This window comes from Nocardia sp. NPDC004718, from assembly GCF_053601535.1.
Window position 1 is genome coordinate 40,963 of sequence record NZ_JBSGCA010000021.1, and the last position, 19,921, is coordinate 60,883.

Consider the following 19,921-nt stretch of genomic DNA (forward strand, 5'->3'; position numbering starts at 1 on the left):
CACCGATGGCGCGTGACTACTACGAAGCGCTCGGTGTCCCGCGCGACGCCGGCGCCGACGAAATCCAGCAGGCGTACCGCAAGCTGGCGCGCAAATATCACCCCGACGTGAACAAGGACCCCACTGCGGAGGACAGGTTCAAGGAGGCCAACGAGGCCTACCAGGTGTTATCCGACCCGGACACCCGGAAACGCTACGACCGATTCGGTGCGGACTTCCGGCGTGTGCCCGAGGACTACGACGAACGGGTCCAGGCAAGCGCCGGGCGGTACGGCGGAGCGGGCAGAAGGGTGCACTTCGGTCGAGGTTTCGGTGGCGAGGGCGCGGTCGACTTCGAGGACCTCTTCGGGCAGATGTTCGGCGGCGCCGGCGGGTACGGGCCGATTCCCGGCGCCGATCAGGAAGCGGAACTGGAACTGACTCTGGAACAGGCGTATCGGGGCGGCAAACAGACACTCAGACTGGACGGACGCCAGTACGACGTCGACATTCCCGCCGGTGTCCTGGACGGCCAGAGAATCCGGCTGGCCGGGCAAGGCGGGCGGAGCAACGGTGACGCGCCGCCCGGGGATCTGTACCTCGTGGTGCGGATCAAGCCGCATCGCCGGTTCCGGGTGCAGGGCCGGGACATCTATGTGGACCTGCCCGTATCGCCATGGGAGGCGGTGCTCGGGTCGACCGTCGTCGTTCCCACCCCGGGTGGCGAAGCGAAAGTCAAAGTGGCGCCGGGCTCGTCGACGGGAAGGAAGCTGCGGCTGCGCGGAGAAGGAATGCCCAATCCGCGTGGCCCCAACGGCAACCTCTACGCCGAGATCAAGGTGATGGTGCCGTCGAAACCGACAGCACGCGAGCGCGAGCTGTTCGAGCAGTTGGCCACCGAATCGAACTTCGATCCGAGGAAAGAGACATGAGCACCCCGAGCCCGGTCACCCGGTATGTATTGGTTCGCCGTCCCGGATTGTCGCCAGATGCCTTCGCCGAACGTACCGGGCTACACCCGGACCTGGCACGAAGGCTTGTGGCGCTCGGCCTGCTCGACGCCCACCGAGGCGCCGGCGGCGCGATGTCGTTCCAACCATCCGCAGTGGCCCATGCCGCCCGCATCCAACGGCTGCGGACCGGTCTGGGCCTGAACTACTCGGCAATCGGGCTCGTGCTCGATCTGCTGGATCGAATCGAGAAACTCGAAGCAGCTTCCCGCGGAAGGAGGGCACCCCATGGACACCGGCAGCCTGACTGAAAAGTCACGAGAAGCCCTGCAGGAAGCCCAAAATGTAGCGACCAGAATGGGTCACACCGAGGTCGACGGAGAGCACCTGCTGCTCGCGTTGGTCGATCAGCGGGAAGGGCTGGTGCCTCGACTGCTCGAGCAGACCGGCGCCAACGTCGATGCCCTGCGATCCGATCTGGAACGTGAACTCTCGCGCAGGCCGAAGGTCAGCGGCCCCGGCGCGACGCCCGGTCAGGTGATGATCACCCAGCGCCTGGCCAAGTTGCTTGAATCCGCGGAACGGGAGGCGAAGCGACTCAAGGATTCCTACGTGTCCGTGGAGCATCTCGTGATGGCCCTCTCCGAGGAGGGGTCGGCCACTGCGGCAGGCCGGGTCCTCGCCAGTCATGGGGTCACGCGAGAATCCTTCCTCGCCGTCTTGACCAAAGTGCGCGGCCATCAGCGCGTCACATCGGCGACCCCGGAAGGGGCCTACGAGGCGCTGGAGAAGTACGGACGCGATCTCGTCTCCGAGGCCCGGACAGGCGCACTCGATCCGGTCATCGGCCGAGATGCCGAGATCCGTAGGGTAACGCAGATCCTGAGCCGGAAGACGAAGAACAATCCGGTGCTGATCGGCGACCCCGGCGTCGGTAAGACCGCGATCGTCGAGGGCCTTGCCCAGCGGATCGTCCGCGGCGACGTGCCGGAGGGCCTGCGCGACAAGACGATCTTCTCGCTCGACATGGGTTCACTGGTGGCCGGCGCGAAGTACCGCGGCGAGTTCGAGGAGCGACTGCAGGCGGTGCTGTTGGAGGTGAAGGCGGCCGAGGGGCGCATCCTGCTGTTCGTCGACGAGCTTCATACCGTTGTGGGCGCGGGATCAGCCGGCGGCGACGGGTCTCTCGACGCCGGCAACATGCTCAAGCCGATGCTCGCCCGCGGCGAACTACACATGATCGGCGCCACCACCCTCGACGAGTATCGCAAGCACATCGAATCCGATGCGGCACTGGAGCGTCGCTTCCAGACCGTTCTCGTCGACGAGCCCAGCATCGAGGATGCGATCTCGATTCTGCGCGGACTTCGGGAGCGACTCGAGGTGTTTCACGGCGTGAAGATCAAGGACGGCGCCCTGGTCGCCGCCGTGACCCTCTCGCACCGGTACATCACCGACCGTTTCCTTCCGGACAAGGCGATCGATCTGGTCGACGAGGCATGCGCTCGGCAACGCACCGAAATCGACTCGATGCCCGCCGAACTCGACGAGCTCACCCGGAGAGTGACCCGGCTGGAGATCGAAGAGGCCGCGCTGTCCAAGGAAACGGACGCGGCCAGCAAGGCGCGCCTCGAAGAGTTGCGCAAGGAGCTGGCCGACCTCCGTGCCGAGGCCGACGCCAGGCACGCTCAGTGGGAGGCCGAGCGGCAGGCGATCCGGCGGGTACAGGAGCTGCGGGGAGAGCTGGAACGGTTGCGCCACGAGGCCGAGGAGGCGGAGCGCAACTACGACCTCAACCGCGCGGCCGAGTTGCGATACGGCCAGATCACCGAGCTGGAACGCAAACTCAGGGCGGCGGAGGAGCAACTGGCCGCCAGGCAGGGCCAGAATCCGCTGCTGCGCGAAGTGGTCACCGAAGACGAGATCGCAGAGATCGTGGCCGCATGGACGGGTATCCCGGTCGCCCGGCTGCAGGAAGGCGAGCGGGAGAAGCTGTTGAAGCTCGACGAAATTCTGCACGAGCGGGTCGTCGGCCAGGACGAGGCGGTGCAACTGGTCGCAGACGCGGTGATCCGGGCGAGGTCGGGTATCCGTGACCCGCGCCGGCCGATCGGTTCGTTCATCTTCCTCGGCCCGACGGGCGTGGGAAAGACCGAGCTGGCAAAGACACTGGCCAGTGCCCTCTTCGACAGCGAAGACAACATGGTGCGCCTGGACATGAGCGAGTACCAGGAGCGGCACACGGTGAGCAGGCTCATCGGTGCGCCCCCCGGGTACGTCGGCTACGACGAGGGCGGCCAGCTCACCGAGGCGGTGCGCCGCAAGCCGTACTCCGTCGTGCTCTTCGACGAGATCGAGAAGGCCCACGCCGACGTCTTCAACACCCTGCTGCAGGTGCTCGACGACGGCCGGATCACCGATTCTCAAGGCAGGCAGGTCGATTTCCGGAACACGGTGATCATCATGACCTCCAACATCGGATCCCAGTATCTCCTCGAGGGAGTCACAGCCGATGGCGAGATCAAACCGGATGCCCGGGGGCGGGTGCTGGCGGAACTGCGCGGGCACTTCCGTCCGGAGTTCCTCAACCGGGTCGACGACATCGTGCTGTTCACCCCGCTCACGCTGCCCCAGATCGAGCACATCGTCGAGCTACAACTCACCGATCTTCGGAACAGGTTGGCGGAGCGGCAGATACACCTGGATATCACGCCGGAAGCGCGCCGGCTCATCGCCGAACACGGTTTCGACCCGGTCTACGGTGCGCGGCCGCTGCGACGGTACATCGCCCACGAGGTGGAGACCAAGATAGGTCGTGCGCTGTTGCGCGGCGAGATCGAACCGGGTGGCACCATCCGTGTCACGGTGGACGGCGGCGAGCTCGCCGTCGCGTATGCGGAACCCGCCGTCGCGGCGGCCTGAGAAGAGGTGTCGTCATGGGATCCGAAAAGGTGAAGTGCCCGAACTGCGGCAAGGTCAACAGGGTGGCGGCGGCCGGGGAAGGAAAACCGCGCTGCGGGAACTGCCACGAGCCGCTGCCCTGGATCGCCTCGGCAGGGGACGACGACTTCGCGGAGGTCGCCGAGAAATCCTCGATGCCTGTGCTCGTCGACCTCTGGGCGACGTGGTGCGGTCCTTGCCGCATGGTCAGTCCGGCGCTCGAGCAGCTCGCCAGGGAACGCGCGGGTCAGCTCAAGCTGGTGAAGGTCGACGTGGATGCTGCGCCCAAGACGGCCGAACGGTTCACCGTCCGCGCCGTACCGACTCTGCTGGTGATGGACCGGGGCGAGGTCCTGGCTCGTCAGGCGGGCGCAGCTCCGGTACCACAACTGCGCACATGGCTCGATCAGGCGCTCTCGGAAAAAGCAGGCAAGGAGACGAAGTGATGACTTCCATCTATGTGGACCCACACGTGACCGCGATCCGGCCCGTCGTACCCCGGACTCCCGAGGGCTGCGAGGAATGTCTTCGCCTCGGCACCCCGTGGGTACATCTGAGGCTGTGCCTGACGTGCGGACACGTCGGTTGCTGCGACTCCTCGCCGGAGAAGCACGCGAGCGCGCACGCTCACGTCATCGGCCATCCGATCGTCCAGTCGATGGAACCAGGTGAAGATTGGCGCTGGTGTTATGTCGACCAGAACTTCGTCTGAGGACGCCGCTCCCGCACCCGACATGCCGCCGCTCGACGAGACTCCGGATGAGCTCGGAGCATTCCCGCGGCTGACGGACGACCAGGTCGCGACACTCGAGGTCGGTGGCGCCCGTCGATCGGTGCGCGCCGGTGAGGTGCTGATCCGAGAGGGCGAACCCAGCAACGACTTCTTCGTCATCCTCTCGGGCAAGGTCGCGATCATCGACGAGGGCGACGGAGACGGTGAACGCCGGATACTGCGCGTGCACGGTCCCGGCCGATTCCTGGGCGAGCTCGGGCTGCTGGAAGGCCAGGTGGCATTCTTCACCGCCGAGGCGATCGAGGACGGCGAGATACTCGCCGTCCCGGCCGAGCGGGTGCGCGAGCTTGTTGCCCACGATCCCGTGCTCAGCGATCTGATCCTGCGTGCCTACCTGGTGCGCAGGCACCTGCTGATCGGGCTCGGTTCGGGGTTCCGGATCATCGGCTCCTGTTATTCACCGGATACGTTGCGGCTTCGGGAGTTCGCCATGCGAAACCGATTGCCCCATAGGTGGATCGATTTGGAGCGGGACAAAAGGGCGGAGCAGCTGCTGCGCAGCCTGGGCGTCGCCCCCGAGGACACTCCCGTGGTGATCTGGCACGGCGACAAGGTGCTGCGCAATCCGACGAATGCGGAACTCGCCCGCATCGTCGGGCTTCCGGTCCTGGACTCGCTCCGTGACGCAGCCCAGGACGTGTTCGACCTCGTCGTGGTGGGTGCGGGGCCGGCCGGTCTGGCCGCGTCCGTGTACGGCGCCTCGGACGGGTTGAACACGGTGACACTGGAGTCGGTCGCCGCAGGTGGCCAGGCCAGTACCTCCTCCCGGATCGAGAACTACCTGGGCTTCCCGGCAGGGATCTCCGGCGCCGAATTGGCGGAGCGGGCCGTGATCCAGGCCGGGAAGTTCGGCGCCCGCATGCTGGTGTCGGCGGAGGCGGCCGGTTTGCGGTCCGAGAGCGGGCACCACGTGCTTCGCCTGGCGGACGGCGGCACGGTTCGCGGCCGGGCCGTCGTGCTCGCCACCGGGGCGCGATACCGCAAGTTGTCGGTTCCGGGGATCGAGGTACTGGAGGGGACGAGCGTGTACTACGCCGCAACCCATCAGGAAGCGCGGATGTGCGGCACCGACCCGGTGGCCATCGTCGGCGGCGGAAACTCCGCCGGACAGGCCACCGTTTTTCTCGCGGACCGAGTCTCCCACGTTCACCTGCTCATCCGCAGCGGTGACCTCGGAAAGAGCATGTCCCGGTACCTCGTCGACCAGATCGAGCGCCATCCGCGCGTGACCGTCCACCGGCATACCGAGATTCGCGAGGTCCACGGTGAGAAGTACCTCGACGAGATCGTGGTCGAGAACAATCAAACGGGGGAACAGGACACCCTGCGGGTCCATGCCCTGTTCGTCTTCATCGGGGCGGTGCCGCACACCGGGTGGCTGTCCGGCACGATCGCACTCGATGACCACGGCTTCGTCCTCACCGGCGTGGACGCGGTCGGCGCCGGTGAGAACAGTAACCGGCGGATCGGCGAGCGGCCGTCGAGGACGCTCGAAACAAGTCTGCCCGGCCTGTTCGCTGCGGGCGACGTCCGCAACGGCTCCGTGAAACGGGTCGCATCCGCTGTCGGTGAGGGAGCGATGGCCGTTCGCCAAATCCATGAATTCTTCGAGGGGAGCTGACGACATGCCAGTGATGGGTACCGCGAAATTCCAGCGATTCTTCCGGGCGGCGGCCGGCCTGCAAGTCGACCGGAACGACCTCAAGCGCTATACGGATTTCATCGATGACAAGATCTACGATCTGGTCCTCATCGGCAAGGCCTCGGCAAAGGCGAACCTGCGGGACGTGATCGAACCGTGGGACCTGCCGATCACCAAGGGACTGCAGGAGAGCATCCACCGGTTCGAGAAACTGGATGAGGAGATCGAACTACAGCCTCTGCTCGATCAACTGGCGGCCAGGCCGCCGTTGGACATGGCCCTCTCCGAGGCGACCGAGCAGCGACTGCCGCTGATCGCCGGAGGCTTGAGCGTGGCGCTGGCGCACACATTCGTCACGATCGAACCGAAGCGTAAGAACCCCGGGACCGCCGAATGGAACGTCGCCTTCGACATCTTCCATCTCCTGCTCTGACCACCGCCCCCGCCCGGCGAACCAGTAGACCACCGCTGGCCTGTGACGGCACTTGCGCTGCGGCCCGAGACCGTGCCCGACAACCGTGCCGTTCTGGAAGCCTGAGGCCGCGGGGAGAGCCCGAAACGCTCGATTTCTGTGAGATGGGTCGAATCCCGGCACCTCTACATGGAATGAGAAAACCCCTTCCGACGCTGGTCGGAAGGGGTTTACTGCGTCGGGCTGACAGGATTTGAACCTGCGACCACTTGACCCCCAGCTCTGGGCTAATGTCATTTACACACGTCAAGCCCGGTATTCGACCATGCGGCGACATTCCAAACGTGCTGGTCGTTCTCGGCCGCGCATAGCGTGTGGCCCCAGATTGGCCCCAGCTTTCGACGGCCAGCCGAATGTCAATCGGCAGGTTTCTGGTTCGAGTCCAGATGGGGGAGCAGAAACAGCAGGTCAAGCCCGCTAATCGCGCTTGACCTGCTTCTTTTCTTGGTATGTAACCAGGAATACACCAAAGTCTCCGGGCCGACCTTCCAATCAGTTGAATGGGGTCTGGCGGTCGTCCGTCGCAGGTTCGTTCCCTCGGCGGGGCACGCACAACATGGGCAACTGGAAAACGCCTGGTCATCGTGGGTGCGTACACAGTCTGAGGGGTGCGGTTCATTCCGATGGATCGGTTCCCGTTCCCATCTTCGAGGTGACCAGGGCGGGGCGTGTCGAAGATGGGAACGGAGCGACCTGGGGTCTTTGGGTGGACGGCTGGTTATCGAAACGGACTACCAGCTGTGACTGCCGTCGGCGGACTGTTTTCGTTGGTCGAATTGCGCGTTGTCGGGCTACCGTGAACTTGGTCTGCGTCGCCGTTGTGTGGGGATGGGTACGTGGCTGGGGCGGCTTGCGACGATGACGTCGGCGACGTTGGGGAGTTTGAGCAGAGCGTTGCGGGTAGTGCCGTGTTCTTGTATGGAGGCGGACTCGTCGTAGATGAAGACCAGGAGTTTCTTGTATGGAGCGTTGTCGGTCAGGTAGGCGCTGTGGTCTTCGAGGATTTCCTTCTCGATGTCTTTGAAGTCCGATGCCTTACGGGCGTATTTGACTTCGATGAGTAGGTCGAGAGAGGGGATGGCGAAGTCCGCTCGGTAGAAGCTGTGGCCGAGTTTGCGGAGGGTTTCTTCATCGACGAGGTCGTCGAACTCGGGCCGAAGGATCATCCAGAGGATGTCTTGAATCTCTCGTTCCTCTGTGATCGGCCACTGGATGGGGTGTCCGATGGTGTTGTCGTCGTAGCGCCAGCGGCGCATGGCGTCGCCGAAGCGGCTGAGCAGGGTGCTGACGTGGCTGCGGCCGAGCAGCAGGCTGTCGATGCTGGAGGTGACCATGTGTGCCGCAGCCTCTAGCAGCAGCGCTGCCCTCCAGGAGGTGGGGATCGGTTCGGCCTGGCCGAGGGCGATGCTGCTGAGCAACCGTCGGCGAAGATCGCGGAGTTCGTTCGGCGACATCTCGATCGGGCTTCCTGGCGAGGTGGTCAGCCAGTGCAAGCCGGCGAGGCAGACCGGGTCGTCGATCGTCTGGGGATCAAGGCGAACGCGGTCCGGGTTGCCGAGGATGTGGCGTGCATGTTGTTGGAATAGCCGCAGTATTTCGGTGGCTGGGTGCAGTCGGGGATCTTGCAGGACTTGCTGTAGCCAAGGGCGTGCCTCGGGTACTGAGTCCTGAGCGATGTTGACGGCCAGTGCGATTCCTACGATTTGTGCGGGGTCGTTGAGGAAGGTGACGCCGTCGGTATGGAAGGGGTTCTTCCTCATCAATGTCGGCAGTCCGGCTTTTAGATGCTGTTGGCCGGTCTGGGATTCTGCCGAGGGGTACTCGGTGAGGCCGAAGCCGAGGATGGCAAGTCCTGGGGTATGAGTTAGCCGGTGGCGGTTGTCGTTGAGCCACTGCGGTGTCATGGGGTCGACGTTCCAGGTGAAGGTGAGACGGCGTTTTCCAAGGATGTGATGAGCCAGTAGGCCATCCAGATTGCCGGTCATATTCGCTTGCTGGATGATCCGATCGAGGTTTGCGATCTGTGCGGCGAGAAGCTCACCCGGGGGTCCGGAGGTGTTGTTCTCCGGAGTGAGGGTCACAGGAACCACCTGCTCGAGCGTAGTTTTGTAGTGATGATGTCGGCGTTCCAATTGCGGACGTGGCGGAGGTGACCGAGGAGATCGGCGATCAGGTCGGAGTATGAGATCGTGACGGGTTTGCTGGAGGGGTACATCCGGCGCCATGACATCGCGGTGAAACGGAATGCCTGTCGGGTGAGGTACTCCATGTCGGTGAATGTGGATTCGCGGTGTAGCTTGAGCGACAACGGTTTGGGAGCACCGTGCAGGGGGTTCTTCATATCCCACGGGCCGGTGGTCGCCAGCAAAACTTCGCGCGAGCCGATCGGAACGGCGTAACCGCTGTGAGGTACGTAGTAGCCCTTGGCTTGGCCTTGGGAGCGGTTACCCGCGGTGCCTGTGCTGGCGCGATCGAACATCACCCACTCGTGTTCGGTGCTGACGTGTACGAAGGCGAACTCGACATTGGCGTACTGGCTGGTGAGCCGCTCCACGAGCTGCTTGACTGCGGTCGTCTCGATGTCTTTGAGCGGTTTGAAGACGTGGAAGACGAGTCGGACTTCGTCGCCCTTCTGCCAGGCGTTGCGGTCTTTGATGTCGTTGATGCAGTCGGTCAACGATCGTAGAAGTTCGCGAGGATAGTCTTTGTAGTCGGCTTCGCGAGAAGTGTTGGACAGCAGATAGTTTCCGTCGGCATTGAAGACGGTGGTGATACCGACGACCCGTTCCGACGGGGTGAGGCGACCGGCGTTGACGTGGGCGCTTCCGATTCCGATGACCAGCTCGTGTGCGAGAGCGCGCGGGGCGGCAATGACGAACGGAATCCCGCCGAGTTTGGAGTAGCATGCGAGGGCGATGCTGTTCAGTGGGTCGGCGAGCTTGCTCAGTCGAGCGGTCTCGATCCTGACCTCTTGCACGGGCACGCCCTGGCCCATGAACGTCGACTTCGAGACAAGGTAGGGGCTCGCGTCGCCGGTCAAATGTTTCTGTGCGTCGCTGGTGAAGACAAACGCCAGATCGACGTCACCGCTAGCGAGTGCTTCTCGGCAGGCATCCCGGTATGCGCTGGCATCGGTGGGCAGGCCGTCGAAGGGGAACATGGTCACGTGGGGGTTGCCGAGGTGGTACATGCGGGCGAAGCCCTGGTTGTAGGTATGCCCGTTTGGAATACCACCAAGGAACTTGGACATGAAGTTCTCGATGATCCCTTTGTGCTGTCGCGGCATGACGACCGCGATCCGCGGGTTCTTTCTGGCGAAGAACTCTGCATCGAAGGGACCGTAGGCGTCGAGGCCGCGACCGACGGATCGCTCTTTTTTGTCTCCGGCTTGGTCGAATTGAAAGGTGGGGGTGTCACAGCGAATCCATTCGACACTGCGTGCACCTTCGCTGTCCGATCCGATAGGTGGCTCGAGCGTCACCGTCAAGTCACGGGCAATCGTCAGCGGGCAGTGCCGCTGGAGGCTTCCGGCAAGTTCCAGCGTCTTGTGATAGCGGCCGAGCGCTCCCAGCAGGTCGAAAGTCGCCTGCTCCAGTTCCTTGACGATCTGAGTCCCATCGGCACCCGCCAACGTGGAGAGCACCATGGCGAAGGTCTCGCGGCGGCATTCCAGCCACGTTCGGTCGGCTTCGATGCGTGCGACGCTGGGCGCATCCCGAAGGACTAGCTCGCAGCCGTCTATGGAGTCGATCGCACCGATGGTGCGCCTCGACGCGTAGCGGTCCATATGCGGAAGCTGCGGCGTGGTGTCGTCCTCGGCGAGGACGTACAGCCCGTTCACGTCGATGCCGCGTTCGAGCAACTCCGCAACCGTTATGTCGATCTCGTACCGCGTTTTCAGCCCGATCACGACTCCCGGTCGCCCCGAGGGGCCCATCACCTTCGAATCCAGCACGTATTGGGGATAGACGTGAAGTCTCTGGAGCATGTCGAGTCCTCGCGCACCGAGGATAGGCGCGAGTAGGTCTCTTCCCGGTCGCCGGGACACGAATGTCAGAGGCTTGTGCCTGCGCAGCTCGTAATGCCAGTCGAGCACCAACCGTAGTAACGCCTCGTGGACCAAGCGCATTGTCAGTGGTTGAAACTCGCGGGTGAAGAACGTGGTGGGTGTGCCACGCAGGTCGGCGTCAGCGGTCAGGGGGACGCAGGCGATACCTTCATGGCTTCGGGAGACCACGTGGGTGCCAGCCAGCTCTGCTCGGAGGCTATTGAGTTGCTCGGACGACTCGAACTCGACCAATCCACCCTCGAACTTCGCGGCGGAGAATGCCACCGGCATGAAGTTGAAAGCCAACCTGGGTGAGCCTGTTCTGCTCATCTTGCCTCGTTCTCCTCGTCACCCCTCGCAAACGGCGGCAAGCCGTCGATGCGTGGCGGCGGACCCGTGCCTGCTTCACCAGCTAGATTGCCATCATTGCACCGGACCCCGACAGCCTCGGGTCAGGCCAGCCGCCGGTCCGCAAAGCCGGGCAACGCCTTGCTCTCTCGCAGCACAGCACCTCTTGGATGTGCGCCTATTCAAGGCGAGTGGGAGTCGCAGGATCTGCGGACGTCGAAGTTATCGGCATTATTCGGTGATCTTGAAGTCCCGGGTTCGTCGGACCTCTTGGAATGATTCGTAGTCGTATTTGCCGAAGGTCTTCAGCAGGGTCTTCAGTTTCGTTGCGTCGAATTTCGGCACCTGGCACTGCTCGAACAGCCCCTGGTCGGTGGCCTTGACCAGCTCAGGGTTGATGCGTCGAGTCTCGATGGTTCGTTCCCAGGTGGCGACTCCATCGATTCCGCTGGTGGCCCCGATAGCGAGTTTGAGCTCGATCTCGATCAGCTCCTTTTCTGCCTGCACTTGTGCCCGGAGGGCCGCCAGCCGCGTGTCCTCCGCATTCAATTCGATCCAGCGCTGGCGCAACCGGAGGGCCGTGTCGTCGCTGGGCAGAAGGGTCGGTTCCGGTTCGAGGTCCTGGAGTTCACGGACCCTCCTGATCTTCGGAAGCTCGTCGGCGAGGTAGTCTCGGCATTGCTGAAACACCTGCGCTGCCTCGGCTTGGGTGAGGTTGTAGATCTCCGTGCCGCCTTCGCTGCCACGCCGGTGACCCCATTCGTCCTTCACGTACTTTTCGAGCGCCTTGTAGTCGTCGGATTCGATGGCGTCGAAGAAGATCAGAGGATACGGACAGCCGGTCTGCAGTGTCGGCCTGCGCTTCTCCGGTGTCTGGGCAGTTTGTCCAAATTTGAACTTGTCGGCGTCGCCGAGCCGGAAACCGTAGAAGTACCCCACGATCAAGAATTCCCCTCTGTGCCGGTGCAATTCTCGGGCAGCACGCCCGATCCGATGCGGAGTATGGTTCCACAGGGCACCGACAAACTTCGAAGACTCAGACATTACAAACCGGACGCCAGATTTATTGCGGAGCAACCATATTCGGGTCGGTGCGAAGCCTCGCTAGACGGTCTAGTCTGTCGGTGGTTTCGCGTACTGTCCACGGCATCAAACCAACTCGCACGGGAGGGGCCTCTGCGATGGTGACCAGCGCTGCGGTACAGCATTTCGATCTGAACATCGAGAAGGTGCTCGAGCACTGGCCGATACCGTTCGCCGTCCGCGAGATCATCGCGAACGCTCTGGATGAGCAGGCCATCACCGGCACCGCCGACCCCTCGCTCGTCAAACTCGGCGACGGCGTCTGGGCGATCAGCGACCGGGGTCGCGGTATCCGGTATCAGCACCTCACCCAGAAGGAGAACACCGAGAAACGTCGGCCACCCGGGGGTGATCGGGCAGTTCGGGATGGGGCTGAAAGATGCTCTCGCGGTCTTTCACCGCCGCGGCATCGCTGTCCGGATCCAGTCCCGTCACGGTGACATCACCACCGCGATGCGGCCCAAAGGCGGATTCCCCGACATCGTCACCCTCCACGCGGCCGTGAGTCCGCCCAGTGAACCACGCCGAGAGGGCACAACGGTGATTCTGCTCGGCGTCGCCGACACCGATATCGAGGCGGCCAAGCAGTTCTTCCTGCGCTACAGCGGCGACACGGTGCTCGAGGATTGCGCACACGGTCAGGTACTCGCGCGCCCGGCCCGGAAGGCGCCTGGCAACATCTACGTCAAGGGCCTGCTCGTCGCCCAGGAGGAGAATTTCCTGTTCTCCTACAACATCACTCATCTGACCAACAAGCTGCGGCAAGCCCTCAACCGGGAACGCGCCAACGTCGGCCGTACCGCCTACACCGACCGGATCAAGTCCATCCTCATCGGCAGCCGATCCGCCGACGTCGCCGGTGTCTTGGCTGATGATCTCGCTGGCTATGAGACCGGCCGGATCCACGACGAGCTGAGCTGGCTCGATGTCGCTCTCCACGCCTGCCAAGTGCTCACCACCCACGAGAAGGTCGTCTTCGTGACCGCATTCCAGCTCGCGTTCGGCGGACCACAGGTCAACTACGCACGCGATGAGGGATACCGACTCGTCGTCGTACCCGACACTATCGCCGGGCGGCTCGACCGCCTTGCAGACTTCGACGGCAACCCCCTGGTCGATCTCGACCAATACCGCCGAAACTGGAATGACAGCTTCTCGTTCACCTTCGTCGACCCAACCGACTTCACCGCAGCCGAGCGTGACGTGTTCAGCCTCACCGGACCGGTGATCACCGCGGCCGGCCTCAACCTCTCCCGCATCGGCGTGAGGTCAATACAAATCTCGGAAACCATGCGACTCAACGAATCCGGCGTCCAGGTCGCCGGAGTATACGAGCCCGACACCCAACGAGTCGTGATCCGCCGCGACCAGCTCGGCAACGCTGTCGACTACTGCGGGATCCTGCTCCACGAACTAACCCACGCCGCCACCGGTGCCATCGACGGAACACTGCAATTCGAACAGGCACTCACCACACAGCTCGGCGCACTAGCGGTCGCGGCACTGAAAGCCGGTAACCAGTACACCCGCCGAGCCTGAAAGTTGCGACCGCATACGCCCATTGGCCACGAGCGCCGACACCGCTGCGCTGGAGTGTCTGCCTTGGGGTGTCTTGCGCGCCCAGGCTGGCGGGGACCGGCTCGTCATGGTGATCAGCCACCTGCACGCCGTCGCCGAGGCCGTGGACGAAGTCGTCGACGACGTCCTGGGGGTGGAGTGCCGTGCCGCCAGGTCCGTGGTCTGGATCGGGCCGGATCGAACAGCCGATTTCGGGCATGCCTGATTCGCAATGTCCGGCACTACGACGAGAAGCGTGTCGGCGACGTAGTGATCACGTCAGGTCTTGTCGTGCCGTTGTGTCACAGTGTGGATATGAAGGTGATCGACGCATCGGGTCGACTGCTCGATGCCGAGTATTCGGTGGAACCCGACGGTGGCCGGCTGGCATTGATACTGGAAAGTTCCAGCGGCCGCGGCAAGGGGCAGCCCAGACGTAACAGCGAGTACGGACCGGCACTCGAGTTGTTGCTCGACAGGCTCAAACAGCAGGGGGCGGTGCTGGTCTCGGCCCTGGTGGATTCCCAGAACACCCTGTCGTTGCCGGAGGCGGCCCGTCGTCTGATCGACGCACCTGTCGAGTTGGTCGCTGTGGCCGATATACCCGCTTTCTGCAAGTCGCTGCGCGAAGCCCAGCGACCGATCGGGCAGAAGTCGCCAGCAACGAAGCGCGGCAACAACGTCAAGCGCATCCGACTGCTCTTGAACGTGCCCGGCTACGGCCCTCAGGACCACGATCTGCTCGCTACGGATCTCGCGACGGCCGACGAGATGCCTGTCGAGGAGGCCATTCAGCTCGTCGACGCCATGATCGCCACCGATCCGGCGGCGGACAGTGGTACTGCCTATCGGCGCTGCCTCGAACTGATCGAACGCCGCGCGGCAGGCACTGCGGGTGGGCGGCATGCAGTGAAAACGTCGAGACCGGTTCGGCTCCAGGCCGCCCGTCGAGCGGTGCTGATCCGTAGTGGCGGCAGGTGTGAGAACCCCGACTGCGGCCAGGTAGCTCCGGACGTCACAGACAGGGGACTGCCCGTCCTCGAAGTCGACCATGTGGAGGACATCGCAAAGGGAGGCCGCGATCACCCCGAGCAGATGATCGCGCTCTGCCCCAACTGTCATGCCGTTAAGACACGCGGCAAGACGCGCCACGCCATGTACCCGAAGCTGCTCGCGGCAGCCGCGCGGCGCCACAATGAGCAGACCGCGACGGCGGGGGATGACCACGAGACCTCGACCCAGGTCGCCGACGCCATTCTCTCATAACCAAACCCACCGCACACACTTACGAGCCGATAGAAGGGAGACGGTGCCCTACGACCGGCTGCTGATCGCCACCGGCAGTTGCGGGCGGGAGTGTTCACGCTGCGTACCTGCGACGATGCGGTCCATCTGCGAACGGCATTGCACGCGCGCCCGAAACGGGTTCTCGTGGTCGGCTCCGGGTTCGTCGGCTCGGAGATCGCCTTGGTGTGTTGTGGGCTCGGGCTGCCGGTGACCGTCACCGAGCGCGGAGGCGGGCCGCTGGTCGGGGTGATCGCCAGCATCACCGCGCGGACGCAGCGCCGGGGCGACCTGCGCACCGGCGTCTCGGTGCAAGCGCTCGACGGCGACGACGGACATGTGCGCCGCGCGCGCCTGTCGGATGGGTCCACGCTGGAATGTCGATGTGGTGGTGGTGTCGTTGGGCTCATCCGCAACGTCGAGGGACGGCTGGTTAGCGTCGGCGTCAACCTGAAGTCCATTCCGACAGTCGGCTTTGCCGTTCAAATGAGCTTCGAAATCGCCTGCTGGCGTCGTAAACAGCAGCTTCAGTGAAGGCGCCAGCAGCGCCTTCGAGTCCAGGGTGGCTGCCCCGAGCGCAGACACAGATGGACCCGCCGAAGTGTCTGCTCCCGACGGTATCTTCACGCCCATGACGCCAACGACCCAACTTCTCTCCATCGCGGTACTCAACCGTCTCGACAACCGACTGGCCATATGGCACGTCAACGTCGGTCCCGATCAAGGTCTGTCTCGCTTATCGGGAGCGTGGGTTCTGGACATCGATCGAGTCGCCGAGATCCGCACGTTGATCAACGGGCATCACACCATCGATTGCGATGCGGGGCTGATACTTCCGGAGAGCGTCGTCACTGCCGGTCGGCTTGACATCGATGCGATGGCCGCAGCAGTGCGCGCCGAAATCGACCTCATTGACGCTCTTTTCACCAAGCACATCGCGAGCATGCCGAAATCGAAACAGCCGATCCGCCCCGACTGGCCGACAGTGGTCTATCCGGCTGACGTCTCTGCCCTGACCCAGCAAGTAGACGCGGTGGTCGGACCGGCCCTGGCCACCGCGCACAGCCTGAAAGACCTGGCTACTTCCTGGTTCGAATTCGAGACACTGCGTGTCGCGCCGCGAGATAAGGGCCGCCCCCGGTCCTTCCTCATCGAGCGCGGTGGACCCGACATCCGCCCTCTACCACTGATTGTTCACTAGTCCGGAACCACCGGGGCCCCTCGTGGGACGTCATCGATGCTACGACAAGCACCCTGACCTGTGCGAATATTCGAGCATCGTGGTGGTGTAACTGGCAAGCTAGCCGGAGCGATCAAGTCCGCGACAGGTTTCTTGAAGTAGTTGGGGGGCACCGATTGGTCGTCAAGGATACTGCTGGTCTCACGATTACTGGCGAGTTCAAGGATGCGCTGTACCGTCTGGACCGTGGTGAGAACCTCTTCCTCACCGGTAGGGCGGGCACTGGCAAGTCCACACTGATCCGCCGGTTCCTCGCGACAACGCGCAGGAATGTGGTCGTCGCAGCACCCACGGGCATCGCTGCTCTCAATGTCGAGGGCTACACGATCCACCGCCTGTTCGGGTTTCTACCGACAACCACACCTGAGGATGTCCGGTTGGGCCGATACTCGCCGGGGCGGTTCACCCCCATTCTGCGAAAGCTCGACACTCTGATCATCGATGAGGCATCCATGGTGCGGGCCGATTGGTTCGACTGCCTCACCAGTGCATTGGAACGGTTCGGACCCAGGCCGGGAATTCGCTTCGGTGGGGTCCAGTTGGTACTGGTCGGTGATCTGTTCCAGTTGCCGCCGGTAGTGAAGGAGGTCGAGAAGGACTACTTCGCTGCGAGGTACGCCTCGCCGTACTTCTTCTCCGCTGAAAACTACCGTCGCGAACACTTCCCTACGGTCGAGCTCACCACGGTCTTCCGCCAGATCGGCGACGCACGGCTCGTTGACATCCTGAATGCAGTGCGTGAAGGAGCTTTGCTGGACGAGGCTCGCGCGGAATTGAACTCGCGAACCGATGAAACGTTCCGGCCACCTGTCGACGAGTTCTGGCTGACCTTGACCACGACCAATCGGATCGCGAATGCCCGGAACCGGGAGATGCTCGACCGACTCCCCGGTCTTGCATCCTGTCATCGTGCCAGGGTGACAGGAGATTTGGACCGATTCGACAGGCCGACCGAGGACGACCTCGAGTACAAGGTCGGCGCGCAGATCATGCTCCTGACCAATGACTCCAGCAATCGCTGGGTGAACGGAACGATCGGGCGGATCGCTGGGCACGGCGTCGACCGCGGCGATCCGGTCGTCACTGTCGAACTCCCTGACGGGAGAGAGGTCGAGATAGGCCCGCACCCCTGGGAGGTCACCCGACCCGTCTTCGAGAGTGGGGTGCTCCGTCATCAGGTGATCGGGACGTATACCCAGTTGCCGTTCCGCCTGGCGTGGGCTATCACGATTCACAAGAGTCAGGGCCAGACGCTGGACCGTCTCGTTGTCGACCTCAGTGGAGGAACTTTCGCCGACGGGCAGCTGTATGTCGCGCTCAGTCGATGCACATCGATGGACGGGCTGGTGCTGCGGCGTTCGGTCCAACCACGAGACCTCAAAGTGGACCAGCGGATTCGCCGATTTCTTCGGTCAGTTAGATTTGGTCCGCCGCCGCGTGGGAGCGTGTACCTCGGTATCTGCACCGTCGGTGACGAAGGACGGGCCTGGAAGCCGCGGCCTGTGGAGATCGCCCTGGTGACCGACGATGGCACCGAGGTCACCACGTTGATCAACCCCACTCGCGATCTCGGTGACGCCCGCAGTGCCTACGGCATCACCGCGGGCGATGTGCAGTTCGCACCCTTGCTGAGCGAGGCATGGGCCGCACTGGCACCTCACCTGGCCGGGCGAACTCCGATCGGTCTCGATATCGACCAGCACCTGGGGTACCTAGACCACGAACTCAAGCGCAACGGCTATGTCGCTCCCATGCCCGTCGGCATCGAGCTGGACAGCTCGAATCTGTCGGAGAAGGACTGGCGGCGGCTCAATGCTTTTCGGGCTCTCGACCGAGCCCACGCCGTGAGAAATATATCGAGGAACTCGACGGTCGATATCAGTGCCGCCGACGTCTTTCCCCCGGGTGAACGCCGAGCCGGGTACCTCCTCTCACGCGGCGGTGCACCGGACTGCTTCCAGGTTGGTGGCCATGTCCCCTCCTCCTCGACTCCCGAGCAGGTCCTGGCAGGGTATCTGCGCACCAAAGCCCAGCAAATCCAGATGGATGAACGAATCCAGGGGCTTCTCCTTGAGCTCGAGGTCCGGCTCGGACACACCATCGTCGATCCCGACGTTGATGTCATCGAGCAGGACATCAACACCATCCTTGTCGCGGGCGCTCGAGTCTGCTTCACCGGAACATGCATCGACGAGGAGGGAAACGAGAGGACACGAAGCGACATGGAGGACCTCGCCGCAGCACGGGGACTCGTACCGGTGAAGACTGTCACCAAAAGCAAATGCGATGCCCTGATCACCGCAGAGGCAGGATCACAGTCGGGCAAGGCCAAGACAGCGACCACTTATGGCAAGCCGATCTTCACAGCGAGACAATTTCTCCTTTGGACTTTGGGTGGCTAACTATCACAGCAACAACAAGTTTGAAGTCAGGTAAGTGGAGCAGGCCGGTCGAAACTCGATAGAAAACCGTTGCGGCCAAAATTTTTCATTAACGGGAGAGTATAATGGTCAGTTGGCGTGAATTGGATTTCAGCCGTCGACGAGACGTGCAGGGCCTTACAGCAGCTCTGGGAGATCTTAAGGACGGCATGCACGTCAGCGCGACGTTCAGGTCCGATGAGTACGGAATCTGCCTGGTCGAAGGTATCGCGGTGCTGTCTGTCACCGGCAGCTTCCTGGTGGGCGGACAACCGCTCGACAGCGGATCTCGGCCAGGCGCGCCGCGCAAGCCGGTGGGGTCATTGCGCGCACTCACTCTCGGGATCGCCGTCCGCGATACGGACGATGCCGCTGCGGTGGACGGACCGCTCACGAACGATGTCCTGGCGCACGGCGATTTGGTCCGTGCAACATACGAGCAGTCGCCATACGGCGTATTCGAGGTCACCGGCATAGCAGTTTGGGCGCCTGTGGGCGACGTGTTCGTCATCGGCGGCGGATGGTTCTCACCAGTAAGTCAGGTCAGCAGGCGATGAGGCTGAAAGAGCTGGCGCTACTGGCCCGCCGAGGGAGCCACCGTCTGCATATCCCCTCGAAGCTCGACGCTTGGCCGAGCTCGGACGACACGGAGATGAGCTGATCGTCTGATCAGGCGATTGTAGTGATACGTCGGCGAAGTAAGTGCTGGTCCCCGCATCTCACCGCTTCGGTTCCGTCGAGGTGAGCCAAGGGAACTGGTCAGGTCAGGGCGGTCGCAACCGATCCCACAGCCATGTCGGGCACCCGGGCGGGTTGCTTGCCTACCGCAGCGTGAGGGGGTTCGTTGACGCGGTCGAATTGGGGCGGTTCGGTGGCTTGGTGCTCATGATCCCGCTGTCTCAGTGGCTATTTCGAGGATGTCAGCTTGCACGCGGCATCCACAGGCCGAACGAATGATTCGGGCAACGGCGCTCCCGCCTTTTGGCCTCCAGTCGGGAGTAGTCCGTCGAGTGTCTGCCTGATCCGAGTGTCGGTCGGCTCGTAGTAGGTATGTAGGTCCTCCGCACCGCACCGCACCGCCCAGTGTGCAGATAGGCCGGCTGATTTGCCGCGGTCGAATGTCGGGCAGCGGAGCGTGAGCGCACGATCATCGAATCCGGCTAGT

The 19,921-nt window shown here is 63.3% G+C and carries 16 protein-coding genes and 1 pseudogene; 14 read left to right on the top strand and 3 right to left on the bottom strand.

Annotated elements, in window-relative coordinates; translation table 11 throughout:
• The first annotated feature begins 5 nt into the window (after positions 1 to 5).
• From ACWEH3_RS17810 to ACWEH3_RS17840, 7 genes and pseudogenes are all read left to right on the top strand, one after another.
• Positions 6 to 911, top strand: a complete 906-nt coding sequence (locus tag ACWEH3_RS17810; protein ID WP_450017225.1) for a DnaJ C-terminal domain-containing protein — start codon at positions 6 to 8, stop codon at positions 909 to 911.
• Positions 908 to 1,236: pseudogene (locus tag ACWEH3_RS17815) on the top strand (chaperone modulator CbpM). The gene ACWEH3_RS17810 and the pseudogene ACWEH3_RS17815 overlap by 4 nt, the downstream one beginning before the upstream one ends.
• Positions 1,218 to 3,851 carry an ATP-dependent chaperone ClpB gene (gene clpB, locus ACWEH3_RS17820; RefSeq protein ID WP_450017227.1) on the top strand — a complete coding sequence of 878 codons (2,634 nt, stop codon included), beginning with the start codon at positions 1,218 to 1,220 and terminating at the stop codon, positions 3,849 to 3,851. The pseudogene ACWEH3_RS17815 and the gene clpB overlap by 19 nt, the downstream one beginning before the upstream one ends.
• 14 nt (positions 3,852 to 3,865) lie before the next feature.
• Positions 3,866 to 4,315, top strand: a complete 450-nt coding sequence (gene trxA / locus ACWEH3_RS17825; protein WP_450017229.1) for a thioredoxin — start codon at positions 3,866 to 3,868, stop codon at positions 4,313 to 4,315.
• Positions 4,315 to 4,581: a UBP-type zinc finger domain-containing protein gene (locus ACWEH3_RS17830; protein WP_450017231.1), complete on the top strand. Its 267-nt coding sequence runs from the start codon at positions 4,315 to 4,317 to the stop codon at positions 4,579 to 4,581. Before trxA ends, ACWEH3_RS17830 begins: the two co-directional genes overlap by 1 nt.
• Positions 4,559 to 6,283: an FAD-dependent oxidoreductase gene (locus ACWEH3_RS17835; RefSeq protein ID WP_450017233.1), complete on the top strand. Its 1,725-nt coding sequence runs from the start codon at positions 4,559 to 4,561 to the stop codon at positions 6,281 to 6,283. The genes ACWEH3_RS17830 and ACWEH3_RS17835 overlap by 23 nt, the downstream gene beginning before the upstream one ends.
• A 13-nt stretch (positions 6,284 to 6,296) precedes the next feature.
• Positions 6,297 to 6,737 carry a DUF1931 family protein gene (locus ACWEH3_RS17840; protein ID WP_450017358.1) on the top strand — a complete coding sequence of 147 codons (441 nt, stop codon included), beginning with the start codon at positions 6,297 to 6,299 and terminating at the stop codon, positions 6,735 to 6,737.
• Between the two features lie 830 nt (positions 6,738 to 7,567).
• Here the strand turns inward: ACWEH3_RS17840 and ACWEH3_RS17845 are convergent.
• The 3 genes from ACWEH3_RS17845 to ACWEH3_RS17855 all read right to left on the bottom strand — a co-directional run bounded on the left by ACWEH3_RS17845 (position 7,568) and on the right by ACWEH3_RS17855 (position 12,111).
• Positions 7,568 to 8,866, bottom strand: a complete 1,299-nt coding sequence (locus ACWEH3_RS17845; protein WP_450017235.1) for a PD-(D/E)XK nuclease domain-containing protein — start codon at positions 8,864 to 8,866, stop codon at positions 7,568 to 7,570.
• Positions 8,854 to 11,154, bottom strand: coding sequence for an argonaute/piwi family protein (locus ACWEH3_RS17850; protein ID WP_450017237.1), 2,301 nt, complete (start codon positions 11,152 to 11,154; stop codon positions 8,854 to 8,856). The genes ACWEH3_RS17845 and ACWEH3_RS17850 overlap by 13 nt, the downstream gene beginning before the upstream one ends.
• Before the next feature lie 249 nt (positions 11,155 to 11,403).
• Positions 11,404 to 12,111, bottom strand: coding sequence for a GIY-YIG nuclease family protein (locus ACWEH3_RS17855; RefSeq protein ID WP_450017239.1), 708 nt, complete (start codon positions 12,109 to 12,111; stop codon positions 11,404 to 11,406).
• 510 nt (positions 12,112 to 12,621) lie between these two features.
• Between ACWEH3_RS17855 and ACWEH3_RS17860 the strand changes: the two genes are divergently transcribed.
• The 7 genes from ACWEH3_RS17860 to ACWEH3_RS17890 all read left to right on the top strand — a co-directional run bounded on the left by ACWEH3_RS17860 (position 12,622) and on the right by ACWEH3_RS17890 (position 19,313).
• Positions 12,622 to 13,794 carry a hypothetical protein gene (locus ACWEH3_RS17860; RefSeq protein ID WP_450017241.1) on the top strand — a complete coding sequence of 391 codons (1,173 nt, stop codon included), beginning with the start codon at positions 12,622 to 12,624 and terminating at the stop codon, positions 13,792 to 13,794.
• A 73-nt stretch (positions 13,795 to 13,867) separates the two neighbouring features.
• A complete protein-coding gene (locus ACWEH3_RS17865; RefSeq protein WP_450017243.1) occupies positions 13,868 to 14,038 on the top strand; it encodes a hypothetical protein in 171 nt (56 codons plus the stop codon).
• 89 nt (positions 14,039 to 14,127) lie between these two features.
• Positions 14,128 to 15,078: an HNH endonuclease gene (locus ACWEH3_RS17870; protein ID WP_450017245.1), complete on the top strand. Its 951-nt coding sequence runs from the start codon at positions 14,128 to 14,130 to the stop codon at positions 15,076 to 15,078.
• A gap of 90 nt (positions 15,079 to 15,168) precedes the next feature.
• On the top strand, positions 15,169 to 15,630 hold the full coding sequence (locus tag ACWEH3_RS17875; RefSeq protein ID WP_450017247.1) for an FAD-dependent oxidoreductase: 462 nt from the start codon (positions 15,169 to 15,171) through the stop codon (positions 15,628 to 15,630).
• Between the two features lie 97 nt (positions 15,631 to 15,727).
• Positions 15,728 to 16,297 carry a hypothetical protein gene (locus tag ACWEH3_RS17880; RefSeq protein WP_450017249.1) on the top strand — a complete coding sequence of 190 codons (570 nt, stop codon included), beginning with the start codon at positions 15,728 to 15,730 and terminating at the stop codon, positions 16,295 to 16,297.
• A gap of 155 nt (positions 16,298 to 16,452) precedes the next feature.
• Complete coding sequence (locus ACWEH3_RS17885) at positions 16,453 to 18,738, top strand: AAA family ATPase (protein WP_450017251.1); 2,286 nt, start codon at positions 16,453 to 16,455, stop codon at positions 18,736 to 18,738.
• A gap of 104 nt (positions 18,739 to 18,842) precedes the next feature.
• Positions 18,843 to 19,313 (top strand): hypothetical protein, encoded by a 471-nt coding sequence (locus ACWEH3_RS17890; RefSeq protein ID WP_450017253.1) that lies wholly within the window; start codon positions 18,843 to 18,845, stop codon positions 19,311 to 19,313.
• The last annotated feature ends 608 nt before the right edge of the window (positions 19,314 to 19,921 follow it).

Coding starts and splice junctions, on each gene's coding strand:
- ACWEH3_RS17830 (WP_450017231.1), top strand. CDS start 4,315: ATGACTTCCATCTATGTGGACCCACACGTGACCGCGATCCGGCCCGTC.
- ACWEH3_RS17840 (WP_450017358.1), top strand. CDS start 6,297: ATGGGTACCGCGAAATTCCAGCGATTCTTCCGGGCGGCGGCCGGCCTG.
- ACWEH3_RS17850 (WP_450017237.1), bottom strand. CDS start 11,154: ATGAGCAGAACAGGCTCACCCAGGTTGGCTTTCAACTTCATGCCGGTG.
- ACWEH3_RS17890 (WP_450017253.1), top strand. CDS start 18,843: ATGGTCAGTTGGCGTGAATTGGATTTCAGCCGTCGACGAGACGTGCAG.
- ACWEH3_RS17835 (WP_450017233.1), top strand. CDS start 4,559: ATGTCGACCAGAACTTCGTCTGAGGACGCCGCTCCCGCACCCGACATG.
- ACWEH3_RS17880 (WP_450017249.1), top strand. CDS start 15,728: ATGACGCCAACGACCCAACTTCTCTCCATCGCGGTACTCAACCGTCTC.
- trxA (WP_450017229.1), top strand. CDS start 3,866: ATGGGATCCGAAAAGGTGAAGTGCCCGAACTGCGGCAAGGTCAACAGG.
- clpB (WP_450017227.1), top strand. CDS start 1,218: ATGGACACCGGCAGCCTGACTGAAAAGTCACGAGAAGCCCTGCAGGAA.
- ACWEH3_RS17860 (WP_450017241.1), top strand. CDS start 12,622: ATGGGGCTGAAAGATGCTCTCGCGGTCTTTCACCGCCGCGGCATCGCT.
- ACWEH3_RS17870 (WP_450017245.1), top strand. CDS start 14,128: ATGAAGGTGATCGACGCATCGGGTCGACTGCTCGATGCCGAGTATTCG.
- ACWEH3_RS17810 (WP_450017225.1), top strand. CDS start 6: ATGGCGCGTGACTACTACGAAGCGCTCGGTGTCCCGCGCGACGCCGGC.